Origin of the sequence: Paracoccus halophilus (assembly GCF_000763905.1) — a bacterium.
Classification (GTDB): Bacteria; Pseudomonadota; Alphaproteobacteria; order Rhodobacterales; family Rhodobacteraceae; genus Paracoccus; species Paracoccus halophilus.
The window spans coordinates 91,653-114,092 of the sequence record NZ_JRKN01000002.1; the positions used below are offsets into that span (position 1 = coordinate 91,653).

A 22,440-nucleotide genomic window follows, 5' to 3' on the forward strand; every position below is an offset into this window, starting at 1 on the left:
TCTGGTTGAAACTGGTGGTTTCAGCCTGAAAATCAAGCCAAACCCCGCTCTTTCCCGGCAAACTCCCCGCCAATCCGCCGGCTTGGCTTGCGCATCGTGACAAGCTCTTCGGCCAGCGTCGGATGCACGGCCATGGCCGCGTCGAAATCGGCCTTGGTCGCGCCCATGCCGATCGGGATGGCGACCATCTGGATCATCTCGCCCGCCTCGGGGCCGAAGATGTGGCAGCCCAGCACCTTGTCGGTTTCCGCCGCGACGATCAGCTTCATCACCGCCCGCGCCTCGGATCCGGCGAAAAGCGAACGCATCGGCCGGAAACTGGCGACATAGACATCGGCGGGGCCGCGCTCCGCGGCCTGCTCCTCGGTCAGGCCGATGGTCGCCAGCTCATGCGGGCGGGTATAGACGGCACTGGCCACAAGACCGTGATCGACCTTGCGCGGGCGCGCGCCAAAGATCGTATCGGCAAAGCTGTGGCCTTCGCGGATCGCGACCGGGGTCAGGTTCACCCGGTTCGTCACATCCCCGACCGCAAAGATCGAGGGCACGGAAGTCTGCGACCATTCGTCCACCACGATCTCGCCCTTGCGGCCCAGCCTGACGCCGACCTCGTCCAGCCCCAGCCCCTGCGTATAGGGCGCGCGGCCGGTGGCGAACATCACCGCGTCGAAACGGTCGGTCGCGCCATCCTCGAAACTGACGCGGATGCCGTCGCCGTCGCGGTCGAGCCGCGCGGGATTGGTTTCCAGCCGCACCTCGACGCCAATCTGGTCAAGCTGCGCGGTGACATGGCGGCGCATCTCGCCGTCAAAGCCGCGCAGCACCGCGTCGCCGCGATAGGCCAGCACCGTATCGCTGCCCAGCCCGTTCAGGATGGTGGCGAATTCGCAGGCGATGAAGCCGCCGCCCACCACCAGCACGCGGCCGGGCAGCTTTTCCATGGTGAACAGATCGTCCGAGATCATGCCCAGATCCTGCCCCGGAATGCCCGGCAGTTGCGGACGCCCCCCCACCGCGATCAGGATATGCTTGGCCGTCACCCGCCGGCCATCGGCCAGCGCCACGCTATGCGCGTCATGGATACGGGCGCGCTGGCGGTAGATCTTGACGCCGGCCGCATCCAGCCCGCCGGTATAGGCCGCTTCCAGCCGGTCGAGCTCGCGCATCAGCGCGGCATGGAACATCGGCCAGTCGAAACCGCCGGCGCTGGCCTCGGCCCAGCCATAGCCGCGCGATTCCGCCGCCATCGCCCCCGCCTGCGAGGCAAAGATCATCAGCTTTTTCGGCACGCAGCCGCGAATGACGCAGGTGCCGCCCATGCGGTCCTCCTCGGCCAGGGCCACGCGGGCGCCGTATTCGCTGGCGGCGATGCGCGCCGCGCGCACCCCCCCCGAGCCACCGCCGATGACGAAAAGGTCGTAGTCGAAATTCATTCGAAATCCTCGCGTGCCAGTTCCACGACCGAGCCGTCGGGACGGCCGATGATCGCAAGCTGGCAGATATTCAGGAAAAGCCCGTGTTCAACCACCCCGGCGATTGCCGACAGCTCGGCCGCCAGCGCCTCGGGGTCGTGGATCTCCTCCAGCGCCAGATCAAGGATCAGGTTCCCCTCGTCGGTCAGCAGCGGCTGGTCGTCGCGCTTGCGCAGCAGGACCGGGCGCTGGCTCAGATCCAGCCGCTCGAGCGCGCGCAGGATCAGCTGGCGCGTGGCCTGCCAGCCAAAGGGAATCACCTCGACCGGCAGGTGGAACTGGCCCAGCCGGTTGACCACCTTGCCCTGATCCGCGATCACCACCATCCGGTCCGAGGCGGTCGCCACGATCTTTTCACGCAGATGCGCCGCGCCGCCGCCCTTGATCAGGTTCAGGTCCGGGTCCAGCTCGTCCGCCCCGTCGATGGTCAGGTCGAGCCAGCCGATATCGTCCAGCTCCTCGACCCGGAGCCCCAGCGAGCCTGCCAGTTCCGCCGTCCCCTTCGAGGTCGCGGCGCAGCGCAGCTCGAACCCCTCGGCCTTGACCCGCTGCGCCAGCCGCCGCACGAAGATCGCGGCGGTCGAGCCGGTGCCCAGCCCCAGCCGCATCCCCGGCTCGACCAGCCTGACGGCGGCGGTGGCGGCGGCATCCTTGGATTGATCGGCAATGGCGGGATCGGTCATGGCGGGTTCCTTGGCACGGTCGCGAATGCCCAGCAGGGCGGTCGCGCCCTTATACGCAGAAGCCGCGCGCAGGGCCAAGGCCGCTTGCGCCGCCCGCCTGCGACGAAAGGCGCTTTTGCGGCGATTGCCTCGGGCGGCGGGCTCGCCTAAAGCTGTCGCCATGACCATACCCGCAACCTATGCCGCCATCATCACCGCCGCCGGAAGGGGCACGCGCGCCGGCGATGGCCCGCCCAAGCAGTGGCGCGCGCTGGCCGGTCGCAGCGTGCTGGCGCGCAGCATCCGCGCCTTTGCCGCGTTTCCGCGCATCGTGGTGACGCTCGCCCCCGAGGACATGACCCGCGGGATCGAGGAGCTTGCCGGCCCGGTCACGCTGATCGCGGGCGGCGCGACGCGCAGCGAAAGCGTGCGCGCGGCGCTGGAAAGCCTTGCGGGCAGCGGCGTAAGCCATGTGCTGATCCATGACGGCGCGCGGCCGCTGGTGCCTGCGGCGGTGACCGCCGGTGTGGTGCAGGCTCTGCAATCGGGCGCGCCGGCGGCCGCCCCCGCCCTGCCCGTCTCGGATGCGCTCTGGCGGGTGCGGGACGGCCGCGTCACCGGCACCGCCAGCCGCGAGGGGCTGTTTCGCGCCCAGACCCCGCAGGGCTTCGCGCTGGACGCCATCCTTGCCGCCCATCGCGCCCATCCCGAGGGCGCGGCCGACGATGTCGAACTGGCGATCCGCGCCGGCCTGCCGGTCATCGTCACGCCGGGCGACGAGGACAATCTGAAACTGACCTATCCGCCCGATTTTTCGCGCGCGGAACGCATATTGGGGAATGCCATGGATATCCGTCTGGGCAATGGCTACGACGTGCATGCCTTTACCGCCGGCGATCACCTCTGGCTGTGTGGTGTGCGCATCGCGCATGACAAGGCGCTTCTGGGGCATTCGGATGCCGATGTCGGCATGCATGCGCTGACCGACGCGATCTATGGCGCGCTGGCGCAGGGCGATATCGGCCGCCATTTCCCGCCCTCGGACCCGCAATGGAAGGGCGCGGAAAGCCATGTTTTCCTGCGCCATGCGGCGGAGCTTGCCCGCGACATGGGCTACCGGATCGCGAATGCCGATGTGACGCTGATCTGCGAACGCCCCAAGATCGGCCCGCACGCGCCCGCGATGATGGCGCGGCTGGCCGAAATCATCGGCATCGCCACGGACCGGGTCAGCGTCAAGGCCACCACATCCGAGCGGCTGGGCTTTACCGGCCGCGAGGAAGGCATCGCCGCCATCGCAACCGCCACATTGATCCGCGACTGAACCGAAAGGGGCACAGGATGGACAGACAGATCGCAACGCTATTCGGCATCGGCAACCTGCGGCCGGCGCCGGGCACCTGGGCCTCGGCCGTGGCGATCCTGCTGGGGCTGGCCATCCACCGGCTGGGCCATTTCCCGGCGCTGCTGGCCGCCACGCTGATCGCCATCGCGGCGGGGTTCTGGGCGGTGCGGCGAATGACCGCCGGGCTTGCCCACAAGGACCGCAAGGAAATCGTCATCGACGAGGTCGCCGGCCAGTGGATCGCGCTCAGCTTTCCCTCGGCCGGGTTCCTGCTGATGGGGCTGCCGCGCGAGATGTTTCCCTATCCCGGCTGGGTGGCGGCCTTTGTCTTTTTCCGGCTGTTCGACATCTGGAAACCCTGGATCATCGGCCGCGCCGACCGGCGAGGCGATGCCGATGCGGTGATGTGGGACGACCTGCTGGCCGGGCTGTTCGCGGGCGTCGCGACGATGATCGCGGCGGGCCTGTCGCACGGGCTGCTGATGCGATGACCGATACAGCCGAAATCCTGCAACTCGCCCGTGCGCGCGGCGTGATGATCGCCACCGCCGAAAGCTGCACCGGCGGGCTGATCGCCGGCCGGCTGACCGATGTGGCGGGCTCCTCGGACGTGGTGGATCGCGGCTTCGTCACCTATTCCAACGCCGCCAAGATCGAGATGCTGGGCATCCGCCCCGAAACCCTGGAGGCCCATGGCGCGGTCAGCGAGGAAATCGCGGCCGAGATGGCACAGGGCGCGCTGGCGCGTTCGCGGGCCGGGATCGCAGTGGCGGTCACCGGCATCGCCGGGCCGGGCGGCTCGGAACACAAGCCCGAGGGCCGCGTCTGCTTTGGCATCGGCGACGCGCGGGGCTGCCGCACCGAAACGGTGGAGTTCGGCCCGCTCGGCCGCGCGCAGGTCCGGGCGGCGACCGTCGCACATGCGCTGGACCTGCTGAAATCGGCGCTGAGCTAAGGCATCGCGCCTTTTGCAATATGGGCTGCGGCCCTGAAGCCGATGGGGACCCGCCGCATGGACGCTGCGGAGCAGCGTCCGACAGACCTCGGCGGGGCGGGGAGCGCGATGCCAGCCCAATCACCTGCCCGCCGCGTCTCAACCCGGTGCTGGCGCAAGAACCGCCCCCGGGTTCATGATCCCCAGCGGGTCCAGCGCCGCCTTGAGCGTGCGCATCACCGCCAGCCGCGCCGGATCGGCCCAGCGTTCCAGTTCCGCGACCTTCAGTCGCCCGACGCCATGCTCGGCCGAGAACGAGCCGCCGCGCGCCATGACCATCTCATGGATCAGATCGGACAGGGCCTTGCGGCGGTCGTCATAGGCGTCGCGCGACCGGCCCGGCGCCGGGAACAGGTTGTAATGCAGGTTGCCGTCGCCCAGATGGCCGAAACAGTTGATCCGCAGTTCCGCCCGCGCGGTCAACGCCGCTTCCGCGTCGCGGATGAAGCCCGCGATCTCGGACAGCGGCAGGCTGATATCATGGCTGGCGATGGCACCGATCCGGGCATTCGCCTCGGGCAGGTTCTCGCGCAGGTTCCAGAAATCGGCCGCCTGCTGGCCCGATTGCGCGATCACCCCGTCCAGAACCAGGCCACGCTCCAGCGCATCGACCAGCAGCCCCTCGAGCGCATCGCCGGGCGGCAGGCCCTCGGGCAGGCCGACCTCGATCAGCACCGACCAGGCGGCATCGGGCAAGGGACGGCGGATATCGGGCAGAACCTCGGCCAGAAAGGCCAGCCCCTGCCCGGCGATCAGCTCGAATGCGGTGACGCCGCCGGCCATGCGCCCCTCGGCCAGGGACAGCAGGCTCAGCGCCTCGGCCGGGCCGGGCACGGCCAGCATGGCGACGCCGGTATCGGGCGGCGGCACGACCAGGCGCAGGCTGGCGGCGGTAATGATGCCCAGCGTGCCCTCGGCGCCGATCAGCAGGTCGCGCAGATCGTAGCCGGTATTGTCCTTGCGCAGCCGCTTCAGGTCGTGGATCACCCTGCCATCGGGCAGCACCGCCTCGATCCCCAGGCACAGCGCGCGGGCGGTGCCATAGCGCAGCGCGGTGACACCGCCGGCATTGGTCGCAAGACAGCCGCCGATCGCCGCCGTGCCCTGACTGGCCAGCGACAGGGGAAACAGCCGCGCGGCCCCCGCCGCCGCGTCGCGCACCGCCTGCAGGCTCATGCCCGCCTCGGCGACCAGCACGTTTTCCTGCGGCCAGAGACCGCGCAACGCGGTCATCCGCTCGAGCGACAGGATCAGCGGCGCGGGGCCGCCGGGCATCACCTGCCCGCCGACCAGCCCGGTGCCGCCGCCGCGCGGGACGATGCCGACGCGCGCCTCGGCGCAGGCGCGGACCACGGCGGCCACCTCATCGGTATTGCGCGGCGCGGCAACCAGACCGGCCTGGCCGGACCAGCGCCGGCGCGGCTCTTCCAGATAGGCGGGGGTCAGCGGGCGCAGCACGCCCGCAGGCAGCCGCCCGGCCAGCGCCGCATCGGCAGGGTTCAGGGACATGTCCGGCATCGCTTCCCCCTTGTTTTCAGCGCGCCTCGGTCTTGCCGCGCCGGTCGTGGCGCAGGTTCGAATAAAGCACATGGTTGCGCCAGCGGCCATTGATCTGCAGATAGCTTTGCGCCACGCCCTCATATTTGAAGCCCGAGCGTTCCAGAACCCCGCGCGAGGCGGCATTCTCGGGCAGGCAGGCGGCCTCGATCCGGCTGAGGTCGAGCTGGGTGAAGGCGTGGTGAACCAGCGCGCCGATCGCCTCGCGCATGTAGCCCTGGCGGGCAAAGGGCTGGCCGATCCAATAGCCGATCGTCGCCGATTGCGCCGGGCCGCGGCGGATATTGTCCAGCGTGATCGCGCCCAGGAGCGACCCGTCCCGGCGGATCAGGAACAGCGGCAGCGCGGTGCCGTTGCGGCTGGCCCGCTGCGCCCAATAGACGCGGTTGGTAAAGCTTTTGCGCGACAGGTGGTTTTCGGCCCAGACCGGCTCCCACGGGGTCAGAAAGGCGCGGCTTTCGACGCGCAGCGCACTCCATGCCCCGAAATCGCCATGCGCCGGCAGGCGCAGCACCATCCGCTCGGTTTCCAGTCGCAGCGGACGGCGGCGCAGAAGCATCAGGCGGCCAACCTCTCGGTCAGCCTGACAAGCGAGGGCGCGGCGCGGACCGGCCCGTAAAGCGCCAGAGCCGGGCGGGCATCCCGGATCAGCTTTTCGGCATAGCGGCGCAGATCGGCGGCGGTGACCGCGTCGATGCGCGCCGCCACCTCGGCCGGGTCCGAGATGCGGCCCCAGATGGCCAGCGACCGGGCCATGCGCTCGGCCTGGCCGGTCGGGCTTTCCAGCCCCATCAGCAGCCCCGCCTTGAGCTGCGCGCGGGCGCGCGCGATCTCGGCCTCGGTCATGTCGCCGGCGGCGCGCTTGAGCTCGTCGACGGTCAGATTGGCCAGATCGGCGATCTGATCGCCCGAGGTGCCGGCATAGATCGTGACCATGCCGGTATCGTCATGGAACCCCGATTGCGCAAAGATCGAATAGCACAGCCCCCGCTCTTCGCGGATCTTCTGGAACAGCCGCGAGGACATGCCGCCGCCAAGCGCCGAGGTCCAGATCTGCGCGGCATAGAAATCATCCGACAGATAGCCCGGCCCCTCAAAGGCCAGCGCGAAATGCGCCTGCTCCAGCTTCTTGACGCGCCGCGCCTCGGCACCGCGCCAGCGGGCGGGTTCGCGCGGCGTATCGGCGCGCGGCGCCAGATGCGAGAATATCGCCTCGACCTGACGCAGGATGCGGTCGTGATCGACGGCGCCGGCGGCCGAGACGATCATCCGCTCGGGGCCGTAATGCTGGCCGATAAAGCCCGACAGGTCGTCGCGGCTGAAATGGCTGACCCGCTCGGCCGGGCCCAGGATGGTGCGGCCCAGGGGCTGGTCGGGATAGGCGGCCTCTTGCAGCCAGTCGAAGATCACGTCGTCGGGCGTGTCCAGAGACTGCCCGATTTCCTGCAGGATCACGCCACGCTCGACCTCGATCTCGCGCTGGTCGAAAACCGGGTTCAGAAGGATGTCCGAAAGCACGTCCAGCGCCAGTTCGACATCGCCCGCCAGCACCCGCGCGTAATAGGCGGTCACATCGCGCGAGGTATAGGCGTTGATATAGCCGCCGACATCCTCGATGGATTCGGCGATCTGCAGGGCATTGCGCCGCGCCGTCCCCTTGAACGCCATATGCTCAAGGAAATGCGCGACGCCGTTCTGTTCGGGGCGCTCATCGCGGCCGCCGGCATTGACCCAGATCCCGATCGAGGCGGAATGCAGGCCGGGCATGTCGCGGGTCACGACGCGCAGGCCGTTGGCAAGCGTGGTAATGCGGGGTTCGTTCAAGCTGTCCTCCGTTCGAGGATCAATGATTTAATCGCCTCGGCATCATTTGCAATCCGGGTAATGCGTTCGTCGCGGGCGAACAGATCCGCCATATGCGGCGGCAAGGGCGGGCGGATCCCCACCGCATCCTCGACCGCGTCGGGGAATTTCGCGGGATGCGCGGTGGCCAGGCTGATCATCGGCACGCCGGCGCGGATATGTTCGCGCGCCACCTTGACCGCGACCGCCGTATGCGGGCAGATCACCTGGCCGGTTTCCTCGCGGATGGTGGCGATCATGGCGCTGGTCTCGGCCTCTGACGCGCGGCCCGAAACATAGGTTTCGCGCAGGTGCTCAAGCGCGCCCTGACTGATCGTGAACCCGCCGGATTTCAGCTCCTCCATCAGCTGGCCGATGGCAGAGCCGTCGCGGCCATAGGCCAGCCACAGGGCGCGCTCGAAATTCGAGCTGACCTGAATATCCATCGACGGGCTGATCGAGGGCGCGACCGTGCCGACCCGGTATTCGCCGGTGCTGAGCGCGCGATGCAGGATGTCGTTCTGATTGGTGGCGACGACCAGCCGGCCGATGGGCAGGCCCATCTGTTTCGCGATAGAGCCGGCAAGGATATCGCCGAAATTGCCCGTGGGCACGGTAAAGTCGATCTCGCGCGCCGGCGCGCCAAGGCTGGTGGCGGCGGTGAAGTAATAGACGATCTGCGCCAGCACCCGCGCCCAGTTGATCGAATTGACCCCGGCCAGCCCGACCTCGTCGCGAAAACCGTGATCGTTGAACAGATCCTTGAGCCGCGCCTGGCAATCGTCGAAATTGCCATCCACCGCCAGCGCATGGACATTGGCGTCAGCGGGGGTGGACATCTGGCGGCGCTGCACCTCGCTGACGCGGCCATGCGGGTACATGATGAACACGTCCACATTGTCGAGACCCCGAAACGCCTCGATCGCGGCCGAGCCGGTATCGCCCGAGGTCGCACCCAGGATCGCGACCCGCTGGCCGGACCGCTTCAGCGCCAACTGGAACAGCTGGCCGATCAGCTGCATGGCGAAATCCTTGAAGGCCAGCGTCGGGCCGTGGAACAGCTCGAGCAGGTGATGGCCCGGCGCCAGTTCGATCAGCGGCGCGCGCGAGACATGGTCGAAACCGGCATAGGCGCGGGCAATGGCGCCGCGCAGCTCGTCCTGCGTGAAGCTGTCGCCGATATAAGGGGTGACGACGCGCAGCGCGACCTCTTCATAGCGCAGGCCGGCAAGCGCGGCGATCTGGTCCCGGGTCATCGCGGGCACGGTTTCCGGCAGGTAAAGCCCGCCATCGCGCGCCAGCCCGGTCATCATCGCCTGTTCGAAATCCAGGACCGGGGCCTGACCCCTGGTCGAAACGTAACGCATCGCGTCCCCCTAGAATTGCCGCTGCCTGATACGCCAGATCAGCGCCACTGTCATCCCTGCCCAGACGGCGGCGATCATGAACCACTGCACCGCATAGCTGAGATGGTTGTTCGGTATCCCCTCGACCGCGACCGGGATCGGCTCGATCCCCTGCGCGTCGCCCCGCGTCTCGGCCGCGACGATCAGGATCGGCTCGGTTCCCAACTGCGCGGCCATGGCGGGCACGTCGCGGGCAAACCAGATATTGGCGTCCAGGTTCGGATCGGGCGTGGCGCTGCCCTTTTCCTCGGGCCAGTGCAGATTGCCGGCGATCTCCAGCCGCACGGCCGGGCGCGGCGCGCGCTTGTGGTCCTGGTCGATGAAGCCCCGATCCACCAGGATGCGCCGCCCGTCATCGGTGACGAAGCTCGAGACGACCTGATAGCCGCCGCCCCGTTCCTTGGTGCCCGACAGCACGTCGATCTCTTGCCCGGTGGTCCGGCCCGAGACATAGACCGGCAGATATTTCATCGACGGGTCAACCGCCGCCGGCAGGCCGACCGGCGCGCCGCCGATACGCTGCTCGATGCCGCTGATCATGTCCTGTTTCCACTCCATCCGGCGCAATTGCCACATGCCCAGCGAAATCAGGATGGCGCAGCCGAGGATGCCGACAAACAGGGGGAAAAGATAGCGTTTCATCAATCGTGTTCTTGCGGAAATTGCCGTGCGGTTTCGGGAATGACGATGCCGGGCAGCTTGCTCGAGGTCCAGATATGCCAGGCGCCGCGCAGATCGACACCGCCATCGAGCGAGCCGCCCTTGACCGACAGCTCATCCCCGGCAGGGTTGTCGACATGCCAGACGCGGCTGCCGCATGCGGGGCAAAAGGCGCAGTCCAGCACCTTGCCGGTCACCGTTGGCCGCGACCATATCCGCGCCTGCCCCCGTGTCAGCGTCACCGCATCGGGCGGCACGATCACCGAGATGCCGAAGGCCGAGGCCGATTGCGCGCGGCACTGCGTGCAATGGCAGCAATAGACGCGGATCGGATCTGCATCGACCCGATAGCGCAGGGCACCGCATTGGCAACCGCCGGTCAGCATGTGAACCCTCCGAATGAAAACGCGCGGGGGGCCGCCCCGCGCGTCGTTCTCGGGAACCGGATGCGGGATCAGCCGCCCCAGATATAGACCACGACGAACAGGAACAGCCAGACCACATCGACGAAGTGCCAGTACCAGGCGGCCGCCTCGAAGCCGATATGCTGTTCCTGCGTCATCTGGCCCCGGATCATCCGGATCAGGCAGACGAACAGGAAGATCGTGCCGATGATGACATGGAACCCGTGAAAGCCGGTCGCCATGAAGAACACGCCGGCATAGACCGTGTCGGACATGCCGAAGGCGGCATGGCTGTATTCATAGGCCTGAAGCGCGGTGAAGCACAGACCCAGGAACACCGCGATGGCAAGGCCGTTGATGGTGGTCTTGCGATCGCCCTCATGGACAAAGGCATGGTGCGCCCAGGTCACCGCAACGCCCGACAGCAGCAGGATCAGGGTGTTGATCAGCGGCAGGTGCCAGGGATCGAAGGTCTCGATTCCCGCCGGCGGCCAGACGCCGTCCTTGATCGGGCTGTCCGGCCCCATCGGATACATGGCGTTCTTGATAAAGGCCCAGAACCAGGCGACGAAGAACATCACCTCGGAGACGATGAACAGGATGACGCCGTATTGCAGCCCGATGCGCACGACCGGGGTATGTTCGCCGGTCTCGCCCTCCTGCACGACATCGGCCCACCAGCCGAACATGACGTAGAGCACCGCCGTCAGCCCCATCAGGAACATCCACGGCCCCTCGATCGGCAGGCCGAGCAGCGTGATCCCCTTCATCCAGGCCACGGCGCCGGTCAGCATCACGAAGGCGGCAATGGCGCCGAGAAGCGGCCAGATGGAGGGCGGCAGGATCTGGTAATCGTGGTTCTTTACATGGGCCATGGCTGCATTCCCGGCTGTTGCTGGTTCTTGTTGCTCAATTTACGTTCGCCTCCGGCGCTGCGTCCAGTGCCGCCTGCTGCGGCTCGGCCACTTCGCTCAGATGGAAGGTATAGGACAGGGTGATGTCGCGGACCCGACCCGCGTCGCGGTCGTTCACGATCCCGGCATCGACAAAGAAGCTGACCGGCATCTCGACCCGCTCTCCGGGTTGCAGGGTCTGCTCGGTAAAGCAGAAGCACTCGACCTTGTTGAAGAAATAGCCGGCCGTGTCGGGGGCGACGTTATAGCTGGCGGTGCCGGTGATCACCTTGTCGGTATTGTTCACCGCCTCGTAATAGGCGATGGCGTTTTCGCCGATGCGGATCTTCATCTCGCGCTGCATGGGGCGGAAGGTCCAGCCCAGATCCTTGTCGGCATTCGAATCGAAACGCACGCGCACGATTTCGTCCAGCACGGTGTCGGAAACCGTCTCCGAGACATTGGTGGTGCCGGCATAGCCGGTCACCCGGCAGAACCAGTTGTAAAACGGCACGGCCGCCCAGGCCAGCGCGCCCATCAGGATCACAACCCCGGCCAGCGTGGCAAGAACGCGGGTGTTCGATCTGGATTTCACGGTCATTGCTGATCCTCCGGCTGCTGCTGCTGCGGTTCGGCGGGCGTCTCGGGCGCGGCGGCGGGTGCCGGCGCATCGGGATCGCGCGGCAGCATCGACGCGCGCGGCCGGTAATCATAGCCCTCCATCATGTCGCCCTGGCCGATCTTGACCACGGTCAGGCCAAAGACCAGCGCGGCGAAGGCGATCAGCACCACCAGCAGCCCGATATTGCGGCCGCGGCGGCGCCTGTGCAGTTCGTGCTCGGTCCGCAGCATCACCATCCTCCGATCCAGCTCTGCACCAGCAGGGCCAGGAAATGCAGGAAGGTATAATAGAGCGACAGGCGGAAGTAACGCTTTTCGACCAGGTAATGGTCGGCCATCGCCTGCTCTTCGGTGCGGCGCAGGATGCGCCAGCCGCCGGCGATGAACATGGCGTTCAGCACCACCGCCACCGCCATGTAAAGCGGCCCGCCAACCGAGGTCAGCCCCAGCCAGATCGCAAAGGGCGCCAGCACCAGCGTATAGGCAAAGATGTGGCGGCGCGTCACCTTGCGGCCATGGGTCACGGTCAGCATCGGCACCCCGGCGCGCGAGTAATCCTCTTTCATGAAGAGCGCCAGCGCCCAGAAATGCGGCGGCGTCCAGAAAAAGATCAGCGCGAACATCAGCAGCGGCTCGATCCCGATGCCGCCGGTCGCGCAGGCCCAGCCGATCATCGGCGGAAAGGCCCCGGCAGCACCGCCGATGACGATATTCTGCGGCGTCCGGCGCTTGAGCCAGATCGTATAGATCACCGCGTAGAAGAAGATGGTAAAGGCCAGAAAGCCCGCCGCGAACCAGTTCGCCGCCAGCCCCAGCATCATCACCGACAGGCCCGACAGCGCGATGCCGACCGCCAGCGCCTCTTGCGAGGAGACCCGGCCCGAGGGCACGGGGCGGCCCGCGGTGCGTTTCATCACCGCGTCGATATCGGCGTCATACCACATGTTCAGCGCGCCCGAAGCGCCGCCGCCGATGGCGATGAACAGCACGCTGCAAAAGGCGATGAACGGGTTGACCGGCTGCGGCGCGATCCACAGCCCGACCAGCGCGGTAAAGACCACCAGCGACATGACGCGCGGCTTCAGGAGCGCGACGTAATCGCCGAAGCCGGCCTCGGCCGGCCCCTCATATGCGTTGATATCGGCCACGGCGCGGCCTTATTCCGCCAGCGCCAGCTGAACGGGCTTCGCCGGCAGGTAGTCCGAGGCATCGGCGGCGAATTCCTCTTTCGCGCCGGCCAGCCATGCATCGTATTTCTCCTGGCTGACGGCCTTCACCACGATCGGCATATAGGCGTGGTTGATGCCGCAAAGCTCGGAGCACTGGCCGAAATAGACGCCTTCCTGATCGACCGAGAACCAGAGCTGCGCGATGCGGCCCGGAACCGCGTCCTGCTTGACGGCGAATGCGGGGATCGTCCAGGCGTGGATCACGTCGGTCGCGGTGACCTGCACCAGAACCTTCTTGCCGACCGGCACCACCACCGCGTTGTCGGTGGCCAGCAGGTATTCATCCTCGGAATAGCCGGCCTCGGCCAGTGCTTCCTTTTCCAGCATAAGCGCATCGAAGGCGATGCCGTCATCGGGATATTCATAGGACCAGTACCACTGGTTGCCGATCGCCTTGATCACCAGGTCGGGATCGTTGGGCATTTCCTGGCTGCGAAACAGGATCGGCAGCGAGAAGGCGCCGATGGCCACCAGGATCAGCACCGGCACCAGCGTCCAGATCACCTCGATCGGGGTGTTGTGGGTAAAGCGCGCGGGCACCGGATTCGACCGGCGGTTGAAACGGAAAATGCAGATCAGCAGCAGCACGCAGACAAAGATCGTGACGGCCGTGATGATATAAAGCACGAAATTGTCCAGCCATTGCTGGTCCTGCGCCAGCGGGCTCGCCGCCGGCTGGAACCCCATGCCGCCATCCACGGGCTTGCCGATCGAAGGCAGATCACCCAACACGTCCTGCGCGAATGCCGGCCCCGCCGTCATTGCCGCAAACCCAAGGCCCGTTACTGCCGCCAGCCGGTGGCGCATCGTCGCTTTTGCCATCATCCCATCCCGTTGCCTAACATGCCCCGCCGCACCATGGTCTTGAGACGCGGCCGGTATCGGTGCTGCACCAGAACCATATCTTACCCGCAGCAGCAAGCCTATAGCTATCGACTTTCGCGGAAAAAACCCATAGTCGGGACCGCACGACAGGGACAGGCCCGCATGACAGACGCTTCCTTTTCACCGTTCCGGACCCTTCTCGACCGGGATCGCACGCTGGCTATCCTGCGCTCTGCGCTGGCCGGCGGCGATGACGGCGAGCTGTTTCTGGAACGGTCCCGATCCGAGGCACTGGTCTTTGACGATGGCAGGCTGCGCAATGCCAGCTATGACGCCCAGCAGGGTTTCGGCCTGCGCGCCGTGCGCGGCGAAGTGACCGGCTATGCCCATTCCACCGAGATCAGCGAGTCATCGCTGAAGGATGCCGCCCGCACCGTCCGGCTGGCGATCGGCGACGGCGGCGGCAGGCTGGCCCTGCCCCCGGAGGGTGCGACCGCGCCGCTTTACGCGGCCATTGACCCGGCCTCCGGGATCAGCTTTGCCGCCCGCGTCGCCCTGCTGCGCGACATCGACGCCTTCGCGCGCGATCTGGACCCGCGCGTGGTGCAGGTTTCCGCCAGCATCGCGACCTCGGTCCAGGAAATCGCCATCCTGCGCCCCGAGGGCGGGCTGGCCACCGACACCCGGCCAATGGCGCGGATCAATGTCTCGGTCATCGTGGAATCGAACAGCCGCCGGGAATCGGGCAATGCCGGCGGCGGCGGCCGCATCGCGCTGGACGGGCTGATCACCCCCGATCACTGGCAGGGCCTCGTGCGCGAGGCGCTGCGCATCGCGCTGGTCAACCTGCGCTCGGTCCCCGCGCCCGCCGGGGTGATGGATGTCGTGCTGGGCCCCGGCTGGCCCGGCATCCTGCTGCACGAGGCCGTCGGCCACGGGCTCGAAGGGGATTTCAACCGCAAGGGCCATTCCGCATTCGCCGGGCTGATGGGGCAGCGCGTCGCCGCGTCCGGCGTCACCGTGATCGACGACGGCACGATCCCCGACCGGCGCGGCTCGATTTCCGTCGATGACGAGGGCACGGCACCCGGCCGCAACGTGCTGATCGAGGACGGCGTGCTGGTCGGCTACATGCAGGACCGCCAGAATGCCCGGTTACTGGGGGTGCCGCCGACCGGCAACGGCCGCCGGCAAAGCTATGCCCATGCGCCGATGCCGCGCATGACCAACACCTTCATGCTGGCCGGCCCCGAGGACCCCGCCTCGATCCTTTCGGGGCTGGAGGACGGCATCTATGCCGTCGGCTTCGGCGGCGGTCAGGTCGATATCACCAACGGGAAGTTCGTCTTTTCCTGCACCGAGGCCTATCGGGTCCGGAACGGCCGGATCGGAGATGCGATCCGCGGCGCCACGCTGATCGGCGACGGCGCGACCGCGCTGCAGCAGATCCGTGCCATCGGCAACGATCTGGCGCTGGATCCGGGAATCGGCAATTGCGGCAAGCAGGGGCAATGGGTGCCGGTGGGTGTCGGCCTGCCGACGCTGCGAATCGGCGGGCTGACCATCGGCGGCTCCGCTGCGTGACGGCCGGATCGGGAAAGTTCGGAATTTGCCCGGGCTAACGCTTTCTTAACCACTGCCATGCCAGGTTTCGTCTGCGGACGCGACAGAGGCAGCGCAGATGATGGCAGGACCCCGATCTTTCGACCCCCGGCAAAACCATCCCGCGGCGGATGAAATCGCGCTTTCGGACCTGCGCCTTATCCGTTCGCGCCGGGTCGGCGTTGCAACCTTTCACCGGCTGCTGGCCGAGCATGGCAGCGCCGCCGCGGCGCTGGCCGCATTGCCGGCCATCGCGCGCGCGGCGGGGATCGATGACTATACCCCCTGCCCCGCCCCGGTGGCCGAGGCCGAGATTCGCGCGGGCCTGCGCGCCGGCGCGCGGCTGTTGACATGGAACCAGCCCGACTACCCCGCGATATTGCGCGAAATCTCCGAAGCGCCGCCCGTCTTGTGGGTGCGTGGCGATCTGTCCGCGCTGACGCGCCTGCCGGTGGCGGTGATCGGGGCGCGCAATGCCTCATCCCTGGGGCTGCGGATGGCGCGCGGCCTGGCCTCGGGCCTGTCGCAATCCGGCGCCATGGTCGTCTCGGGGCTGGCGCGCGGCATTGATACCGTCGCGCATGAGGCCGCGCTGCATGGCGGCACGATCGCCATCATGGCGGGTGGCATCGACATGGTATATCCGGCCGAGAACGGGGCTTTGGCCGATCGCATTTGCGACACCGGCCTGCTGGTCACCGAACAGCCCCCCGGCACCGAGCCGGTCGCGCGGCATTTCCCGGCGCGCAACCGCATCATCTCGGGCCTGTCGCGCGCCGTCGTGGTGATCGAGGCGGCGCTGCGATCCGGCAGTCTGATCACGGCGCGCTGCGCGCTCGACCAGGGACGCGAGGTGATGGCCGTTCCCGGCCATCCGATGGATGCGCGCGCCGGCGGCTGCAACGCACTGATCCGGGACGGCGCCACGCTGGTCCGCAACTCGGCCGATGTGCTGACGGCATTGCAATCGAACGGCGCCTGCGACGACGCGCCGCAAGAACTCGCGCCAAAGCCGCCGCCTCCCGCGCCATCCTTGCCGGAGATGGGCGCGGACATGACCCGCCCCCGGCAGCCGGCGGCCGTTGCCCGGCGTCTGGCCGAGCTGGGTCACAAGGTCGCCGCCAAAGCCGGGATGCCGCAAAGATCCCCCGCCCAGGGCGGTCCCGTCAATCTGGAGGCGCGCGTCCTGTCCCGGCTTGGTCCCAGCCCGACCGAGGAAAACCTGCTGATCCGCGATCTGGGGATACCCGTCGCGATGCTGGCTCCGGTCATTCTGGAGCTGGAAATCGCGGGCCGGGTACAGCGCATGGCCGGAGGAAGGCTGGCACTGACCGGCGCCTGAGCGCCGCCCGGCCGGCCGCCGATTTTCCGGCAAGTACGGGGGCATAAGGGAACCCTGCCGCTGAACGGCTGTTGACAGTTCGACAGGCAAACTACGGCGGAGCATGGAAATGCGCCCGGTTGGAGGAAGTACCACGGCTATCGCGGCGATTCTCGCGTTGACGGCAACGCAGCTTGCGCTTGCGCAGGTTCAGCAGGCGCATAGCTTGAAAGATCAAGAGCTACCGGCCTCGACGGGGTTCATGTCTTCGCGGCCCGAGTCGGAAAAATCCGCGCCTGGGGTAAGTGATCGGCAGGAATGGAAGCCCTTGGGAGAACCTCGTCTGCGATGGACGACCGCTCCGCCCGGGTCCGAGCAAGAGCCCTTGTCGAAGCCTTACAGCCGCCATATTCCCTTTCAGCCGCCGCCGCAGAAACCCCATCTGACGCAAGCTGCGCAACCGCCGGAAAAACCGGATACCGGGCAGGCACAGGCGCCTGAGGCCCGGCCGGCAGGTGCATCTGCCCGCGTCCCGCAAGCAAAAAGCCTCGCGCGAGAACGTGCATCGCCCCCTGCCCCCAAGCCCGACCTGCCCGCTGCGATCACAAATGCCCGACCGGCGCCAAGAGGAAAGCCGGTCCAGGCGCAGACTCCCGCGCAAGGTTCGCAAAACTAGTGCCGGCACGATCTCGGGCAGTTATCAGTCGCCCGCGCCAGACGAAAAAACCGCGGCCTTGAGGGCCGCGGCTTTCATGGGATTGATGCCGGCGATCAGCCCAGCGAATAGCCCGTGCCGCGCACCGTGCGGACGGGATTGTCGCCGCCATTGGCCATCAGCGCCTTGCGCAGCCGGCCTACATGCACGTCGATGGTCCGCGTATCGACATAGATGTCGCGTCCCCAGACACGGTCCAGCAGTTGCTCGCGGGTCCAGACCCGGCCGGGCTTTTCCATCAGCGTCGACAGCAGCCGGAATTCGGTCGGTCCCAGATGCAGCGGCTGGCCCGCCCGGAAAACGCGATGCTCGCCCGCATCCAGAATGATGTCGCCAAAGCTCAGCCGCTCGCCCATCGTCGCCGGTCGGGTGCGGCGCAGCTGCGTGCGCAGCCGCGCCATCAATTCGACCACCGAATAAGGCTTGACGACATAATCGTCGGCGCCGGTTTCCAGCCCGCGCACGCGATCCACCTCTTCGGAACGGGCCGAGAGCATGACCACCGGGATCTGGCGGGTCTGCGGATCCGCCTTGACCCGCCGGCAAACCTCGATGCCGCTGACATTGGGCAGCATCCAGTCCAGGACGATCAGGTCGGGTTGCTCCTCGGCGACCAGCAGCATGGCCTCGTCGCCGTTTTCGGCCAGAACGACGTCAAAGCCCTCGGCTTCCAGATTGTACTTCAGAACCTCGCGCTGCGCGCCCTCGTCCTCAACAACCAGAACACAGGGTTGCGAATGCGCCATGGATCAGGCCCCTTCCGGCTCGACCCGCTGAACGCTTTCCCCCTTGGGACGCGGATCGTCAGGCAATTCGCCGGTGGTCAGATAGATCACCTGCTCGGCGATGCTGGTGGCGTGATCGCCCATGCGCTCGATGTTCTTGGCGATGAAATGCAGATGCATGCAGGCGGTGATGTTGCGCGGATCCTCCATCATGAAGGTCAGGAACTCGCGAAACAGCGCGTTATACATCTGGTCGACATCCAGATCGCGCTTGCGGACATCCTCGGCCAGGGCGGCGTCGCGCTGGATATAGCTGTCCAGCGCATCCTTCATCATCGTCTCGACGGCGGCGGACATGCGCCGCAGCGCCATGCCGGCACCGTCGATCGCCGGCAGTTCGGCCAGAACATAGCTGCGCTTCGCGATATTCTTGGCGTAATCGCCGACACGTTCGAGGCTGGACGAGATCTTGATCACCGACAGCACCATCCGCAGGTCGGTCGCGCGCGGCGCCCGCAGCGCGATCAGGCGGGCGGCCTCTTCGTTGATCTGCTGTTCCAGCTCGTCGATGGCGCGGTCGCGGCGGCGGACATCGGCGGCCAGTTCCTCGTCGCGGGTCTCCAGCGCGGCGGCGGCGTCGTGGATCGCGGTTTCCACCATACCGCCCATCTTGACGACCAGCGCCTGCGCCGTTTCAAGGTCGCGGTCGAAGGCGGACAGGATGTGGCGTTCGTTGTTCATGACAGATCCTTTCCAGCTCAGCCGATGCGGCCGCTGATATAGCTTTCCGTGCGCGGATCGCGCGGATTGGTGAAGATATCATCCGTATCGCCATATTCCACCAGATAGCCCAGATGGAAGAAGGCCGTCTTCTGGCTGACGCGCGCCGCCTGCTGCATCGAGTGGGTCACGATGACCACCGAAAACTCGCTGCGCAGCTGGTCGATCAGCTCCTCGACCTGCCCGGTGGCGATGGGGTCGAGCGCCGAGCACGGCTCATCCATCAACAACACCTCAGGCTGGGTCGCCACCGCGCGGGCGATGCACAGGCGCTGTTGCTGGCCGCCCGAAAGCCCGGTGCCGGGTTCCTGCAGCCGGTCCTTGACCTCGTTCCACAGCGCGGCGCCGCGCAGCGATTTCTCGACGATCTCGTCCAGTTCGGCCTTGTTGCGCGCAAGCCCGTGGATGCGCGGACCGTAGGAGACGTTGTCATAGATCGATTTGGGGAACGGGTTCGGCTTCTGGAACACCATGCCGACGCGGGCGCGCAGCTGCACCGGATCGACGCGCTTGTCATAGACATCTTCGCCGTCCAGCTTGATCGAGCCCTCGATGCGGGCGACGTCGATGGTGTCGTTCATGCGGTTGATGCAGCGCAGGAACGTGGACTTGCCGCAGCCCGAAGGGCCGATGAATGCCGTCACGGTCTTGTCCAGAATGTCGACATTGACATCCTTGATGGCTTGCTTGTCGCCATAATAGACCTGCACGTCCTTGGCCGAGATCTTGGCGTCTGTCTGGTCCACGCTGCGCTCCAGAATTCTCATGTCGTTCATTGTCGTGTCTCCTCCCTTCCGTTACCACCGGCGCTCGAACTTGCGGCGCAGATAGATGGCGAGAAGGTTCATGCACAAAAGGAATACCAGCAGGACGATGATCGCCCCGGAGGCGCGTTCGATAAAGGCGGGGTCGGCGCGCTGCGTCCAGTTATAGACCTGAACCGGCAGGGCCGAGGCGGGGTCGAACAGCCCTTCGGGCGGGGCCGAGGGAAAGTTCTTGACGAATGCCACCATACCGATCAGCAGCAGCGGCGCGGTTTCGCCCAAGGCCTGCGCCAGACCGATGATCGTGCCGGTCAGGATGCCGGGCAGCGCCAGCGGCAGGACATGGTGGAACACCGATTGCATCTTGGAAGCCCCGACCCCCAGGGCGGCGTCCCGGATCGAGGGCGGCACCGCCTTGAGCGACGCGCGGGTCGCGATGATGATCGTCGGCAGGGTCATCAGCGTCAGCACCAGACCGCCGACGATCGGCGCCGATTGCGGCAGGCCGGAAAAGTTGATGAAGACCGCCAGACCCAGGATCCCGAAGACGATCGAGGGCACCGCCGCGAGGTTCGAGATATTGACCTCGATGATATCGGTCAGGCGGTTCTTGGTGGCGAACTCCTCGAGATATATCGAGGCGGCGACACCGATCGGCACCGCCAGGAACAGCACCACCAGCATCATGTAGAGCGAACCGAGAATGGCGATGCCGACACCCGCGGCCTCGGGGCGCTGGTCCGAGGCGTCGGGATTGCTCAGGAATGCCCAGTTCCAGCGGGTGGCCAGCAGGCCCGCATCTTTCAGCGCATCGGCAAGCTGCAGCTGCTGCGGCGAGGTATTGCCGTCCAGCGCCGCGCTGGCCATCGAGACGCGCCCCTTGTAATAGCCGTCCACGCGGCCGTTCACCAGCACGCGGGATTCGACGGTCTGCCCGATCAGCTCGGGATTGGCGAGCACGCGGTTGCGCAGCTGCGCCGCCGCCTCTTTCGAGATCAGGTCGTTCACATCCTTCTCGGTCAGATCGGCGACCTGGATGCCGCTTTCGGCGATGACCCCCTCGACGGCGCCGTTCAGCATGTTGCCATAGGTCAGCGTCAGGATCTTTTTCAGATCCTCGGGATCGCGGTTGCCGCTCGGGTCCAGTTGCTGCGCGTCCAGCGTGACGGGAATGGTCAGGTAGGTCTGCCGGAACGCGCCGATGCCGTCGGTGATGATGGTGAACAGCAGGATCAGCAGCATGATCACCGCGATCACGATGGCGCCCAGGCCATAGGCGCGGAAACGCGCCTCGGAGGCATTGCGCTTGCGGGTCCGCGCATCGGGGACCAGCAGGGAATCCTTTGCCTGGGGCGAGGCGCCGGCGGGAATGGTTGCGTCGGTCATTCGTACTGCTCCCGGTACTTGCGCACGACATAAAGGGCGACGATGTTGAGCCCCAGCGTGATGACGAAAAGCGTCAGGCCAAGGGCAAAGGCCACCAGGGTTTCGGGCGCGGCGAAATCGGTGTCGCCGGTCAGCTGGCTGACGATCTTGACGGTGATGGTTGTCATCGCCTCAAAGGGGTTCACCCCGATCCTGGCGGCGGCGCCGGCGCCCATGACCACGATCATGGTTTCGCCGATGGCGCGCGAGGCGGCCAGCAGGATGGCGCCGACGATCCCCGGCAGCGCGGCCGGCAGAACCACCTTGCGGATGGTTTCCGAATGCGTCGAGCCCAGCCCCAGGGCGCCGTCGCGCAGGCTTTGCGGCACGGCGTTGATGATGTCGTCGGAAAGCGAGCTGACAAAGGGGATCAGCATGATGCCCATGACCAGACCCGCCGTCATCACCGAGGAACCCGAACTGCCCAGCCCCAGCGGCTGGGCGAAATAGTCGCGCAGCATCGGCCCGACGGTGATCAGGGCGAAAAGACCGTAGACGATGGTCGGGATGCCGGCCAGCACCTCGATCATCGGCTTGGCGAAGCTGCGCAGCCGCGGCGAGGCGTATTCCGACATGTAGATCGCGGCGAACAGGCCGATCGGCACGGAAACCACCAGCGCGATCAGCGAAATGTAGAGCGTGCCCCACAACAGCGGCAGCATGCCCAGTTGCGAACCGCCGCCGAAGCGCGGCGACCAGGTCGTGCCAAAGAAGAATTCGGTCCAGGAATACTGGCTGAAGAAATTGCCGGTCTCGAACAGCATCGACAGCACGATCCCGGCGGTGGTCAGGATGGCGATGCTGGAACACAGGATCAGCAGGGCCTTGACGATGCTTTCCACGGCATTGCGGGCGCGAAACGCGGGCGAGGTGCGCGACAGCGCAAAGGCGATGCCGCCCAGGGCCAGCGCAAGCGCCACGACCGAAATCAGCGTCGGGCTGGTGCCCGGCCAGAAAAAGCGCCAGATGGCGGTCACGAACAGCGCCGGCACCGCCGCCAGCAGCGCCGCGTTCCAGCCGTAATAGCCGGGTCGGGAATGCAGCCGGCGGGTATCGCCATCGGCCAGTGCGACGGCGCGCCCACGGGTAACGAAAAAGCCCGCCACAGCGAGGGCGAGGACGATCAACATGGTCCAGGAGACAGGCATACGGGCCCTCTATAACGGATAAGCGGAAAGGGTGCGGGAGAGGCTCCCCC

23 protein-coding genes are annotated in these 22,440 nt (G+C 66.7%); 5 read left to right on the forward strand and 18 right to left on the reverse strand.

All coding sequences use genetic code 11. From position 1 onward, the window contains the following. Positions 1-32: 32 nt before the first annotated feature. Positions 33-1,433, reverse strand: coding sequence for a glutathione-disulfide reductase (gene gorA, locus IT41_RS01785; protein WP_036738318.1), 1,401 nt, complete (start codon positions 1,431-1,433; stop codon positions 33-35). Further along, entirely contained in the window at positions 1,430-2,155 is a 726-nt protein-coding gene (gene rpiA / locus IT41_RS01790) for a ribose-5-phosphate isomerase RpiA (protein WP_036738547.1), read from the reverse strand. The genes gorA and rpiA overlap by 4 nt, the downstream gene beginning before the upstream one ends. Positions 2,156-2,315: 160 nt before the next feature. Between rpiA and IT41_RS01795 the strand changes: the two genes are divergently transcribed. The 3 genes from IT41_RS01795 to IT41_RS01805 are packed head-to-tail and all read left to right on the forward strand — an operon-like array spanning position 2,316 to position 4,434. Next, positions 2,316-3,458 (forward strand): bifunctional 2-C-methyl-D-erythritol 4-phosphate cytidylyltransferase/2-C-methyl-D-erythritol 2,4-cyclodiphosphate synthase, encoded by a 1,143-nt coding sequence (locus IT41_RS01795; protein ID WP_036738320.1) that lies wholly within the window; start codon positions 2,316-2,318, stop codon positions 3,456-3,458. A gap of 17 nt (positions 3,459-3,475) precedes the next feature. Beyond that, on the forward strand, positions 3,476-3,970 hold the full coding sequence (locus IT41_RS01800) for a phosphatidylglycerophosphatase A family protein (protein ID WP_036738322.1): 495 nt from the start codon (positions 3,476-3,478) through the stop codon (positions 3,968-3,970). Continuing rightward, positions 3,967-4,434: a CinA family protein gene (locus IT41_RS01805; RefSeq protein WP_036738323.1), complete on the forward strand. Its 468-nt coding sequence runs from the start codon at positions 3,967-3,969 to the stop codon at positions 4,432-4,434. The genes IT41_RS01800 and IT41_RS01805 overlap by 4 nt, the downstream gene beginning before the upstream one ends. A 138-nt stretch (positions 4,435-4,572) precedes the next feature. On the opposite strand, the gene IT41_RS01810 is transcribed toward IT41_RS01805, so the two are convergent. The 11 genes from IT41_RS01810 to coxB form a co-directional block, all read right to left on the reverse strand. Further along, a complete protein-coding gene (locus IT41_RS01810; RefSeq protein WP_036738548.1) occupies positions 4,573-5,982 on the reverse strand; it encodes an FAD-binding oxidoreductase in 1,410 nt (469 codons plus the stop codon). A 25-nt stretch (positions 5,983-6,007) separates the two neighbouring features. Beyond that, the gene (locus IT41_RS01815) at positions 6,008-6,589 is read right to left on the reverse strand and encodes a GNAT family N-acetyltransferase (protein WP_036738324.1); all 582 of its coding nucleotides are present in this window, start codon (positions 6,587-6,589) and stop codon (positions 6,008-6,010) included. Beyond that, positions 6,589-7,854, reverse strand: a complete 1,266-nt coding sequence (locus IT41_RS01820; RefSeq protein ID WP_036738325.1) for a M16 family metallopeptidase — start codon at positions 7,852-7,854, stop codon at positions 6,589-6,591. Before IT41_RS01820 ends, IT41_RS01815 begins: the two co-directional genes overlap by 1 nt. Then, positions 7,851-9,239, reverse strand: coding sequence for a threonine synthase (gene thrC / locus IT41_RS01825; protein ID WP_036738326.1), 1,389 nt, complete (start codon positions 9,237-9,239; stop codon positions 7,851-7,853). Before thrC ends, IT41_RS01820 begins: the two co-directional genes overlap by 4 nt. Positions 9,240-9,248: 9 nt before the next feature. Continuing rightward, positions 9,249-9,920 (reverse strand): SURF1 family protein, encoded by a 672-nt coding sequence (locus tag IT41_RS01830; RefSeq protein WP_081967427.1) that lies wholly within the window; start codon positions 9,918-9,920, stop codon positions 9,249-9,251. Further along, positions 9,920-10,324, reverse strand: coding sequence for a GFA family protein (locus IT41_RS01835; RefSeq protein WP_036738329.1), 405 nt, complete (start codon positions 10,322-10,324; stop codon positions 9,920-9,922). The genes IT41_RS01830 and IT41_RS01835 overlap by 1 nt, the downstream gene beginning before the upstream one ends. Positions 10,325-10,392: 68 nt before the next feature. Then, complete coding sequence (locus tag IT41_RS01840) at positions 10,393-11,217, reverse strand: cytochrome c oxidase subunit 3 (protein WP_036738331.1); 825 nt, start codon at positions 11,215-11,217, stop codon at positions 10,393-10,395. 34 nt (positions 11,218-11,251) lie between these two features. Next, positions 11,252-11,836: a cytochrome c oxidase assembly protein gene (locus IT41_RS01845; RefSeq protein WP_036738333.1), complete on the reverse strand. Its 585-nt coding sequence runs from the start codon at positions 11,834-11,836 to the stop codon at positions 11,252-11,254. Further along, complete coding sequence (locus IT41_RS01850) at positions 11,833-12,087, reverse strand: hypothetical protein (protein WP_414811544.1); 255 nt, start codon at positions 12,085-12,087, stop codon at positions 11,833-11,835. The genes IT41_RS01845 and IT41_RS01850 overlap by 4 nt, the downstream gene beginning before the upstream one ends. Continuing rightward, a complete protein-coding gene (gene cyoE / locus IT41_RS01855) occupies positions 12,087-13,004 on the reverse strand; it encodes a heme o synthase (RefSeq protein WP_036738335.1) in 918 nt (305 codons plus the stop codon). The genes IT41_RS01850 and cyoE overlap by 1 nt, the downstream gene beginning before the upstream one ends. 9 nt (positions 13,005-13,013) lie before the next feature. Further along, positions 13,014-13,910 (reverse strand): cytochrome c oxidase subunit II, encoded by an 897-nt coding sequence (gene coxB / locus IT41_RS01860; protein ID WP_036738336.1) that lies wholly within the window; start codon positions 13,908-13,910, stop codon positions 13,014-13,016. A 162-nt stretch (positions 13,911-14,072) separates the two neighbouring features. Between coxB and tldD the strand changes: the two genes are divergently transcribed. Next, positions 14,073-15,494 (forward strand): metalloprotease TldD, encoded by a 1,422-nt coding sequence (gene tldD / locus IT41_RS01865; protein ID WP_036738338.1) that lies wholly within the window; start codon positions 14,073-14,075, stop codon positions 15,492-15,494. A gap of 100 nt (positions 15,495-15,594) precedes the next feature. Further along, a complete protein-coding gene (dprA, locus tag IT41_RS01870; RefSeq protein ID WP_052081240.1) occupies positions 15,595-16,854 on the forward strand; it encodes a DNA-processing protein DprA in 1,260 nt (419 codons plus the stop codon). Between the two features lie 750 nt (positions 16,855-17,604). Here dprA and phoB read toward each other — a convergent pair. The 5 genes from phoB to pstC are packed head-to-tail and all read right to left on the reverse strand — an operon-like array spanning position 17,605 to position 22,390. After that, positions 17,605-18,294: a phosphate regulon transcriptional regulator PhoB gene (gene phoB / locus IT41_RS01875; protein WP_036738339.1), complete on the reverse strand. Its 690-nt coding sequence runs from the start codon at positions 18,292-18,294 to the stop codon at positions 17,605-17,607. Positions 18,295-18,297: 3 nt separating this feature from the next. Beyond that, positions 18,298-19,014 carry a phosphate signaling complex protein PhoU gene (gene phoU / locus IT41_RS01880; protein ID WP_036738340.1) on the reverse strand — a complete coding sequence of 239 codons (717 nt, stop codon included), beginning with the start codon at positions 19,012-19,014 and terminating at the stop codon, positions 18,298-18,300. 17 nt (positions 19,015-19,031) lie between these two features. Continuing rightward, positions 19,032-19,829: a phosphate ABC transporter ATP-binding protein PstB gene (gene pstB / locus IT41_RS01885; RefSeq protein WP_036738342.1), complete on the reverse strand. Its 798-nt coding sequence runs from the start codon at positions 19,827-19,829 to the stop codon at positions 19,032-19,034. A 21-nt stretch (positions 19,830-19,850) separates the two neighbouring features. Further along, positions 19,851-21,203: a phosphate ABC transporter permease PstA gene (pstA, locus tag IT41_RS01890; RefSeq protein WP_036738344.1), complete on the reverse strand. Its 1,353-nt coding sequence runs from the start codon at positions 21,201-21,203 to the stop codon at positions 19,851-19,853. After that, the gene (pstC, locus tag IT41_RS01895; protein WP_036738346.1) at positions 21,200-22,390 is read right to left on the reverse strand and encodes a phosphate ABC transporter permease subunit PstC; all 1,191 of its coding nucleotides are present in this window, start codon (positions 22,388-22,390) and stop codon (positions 21,200-21,202) included. Before pstC ends, pstA begins: the two co-directional genes overlap by 4 nt. Positions 22,391-22,440 lie beyond the last annotated feature (50 nt).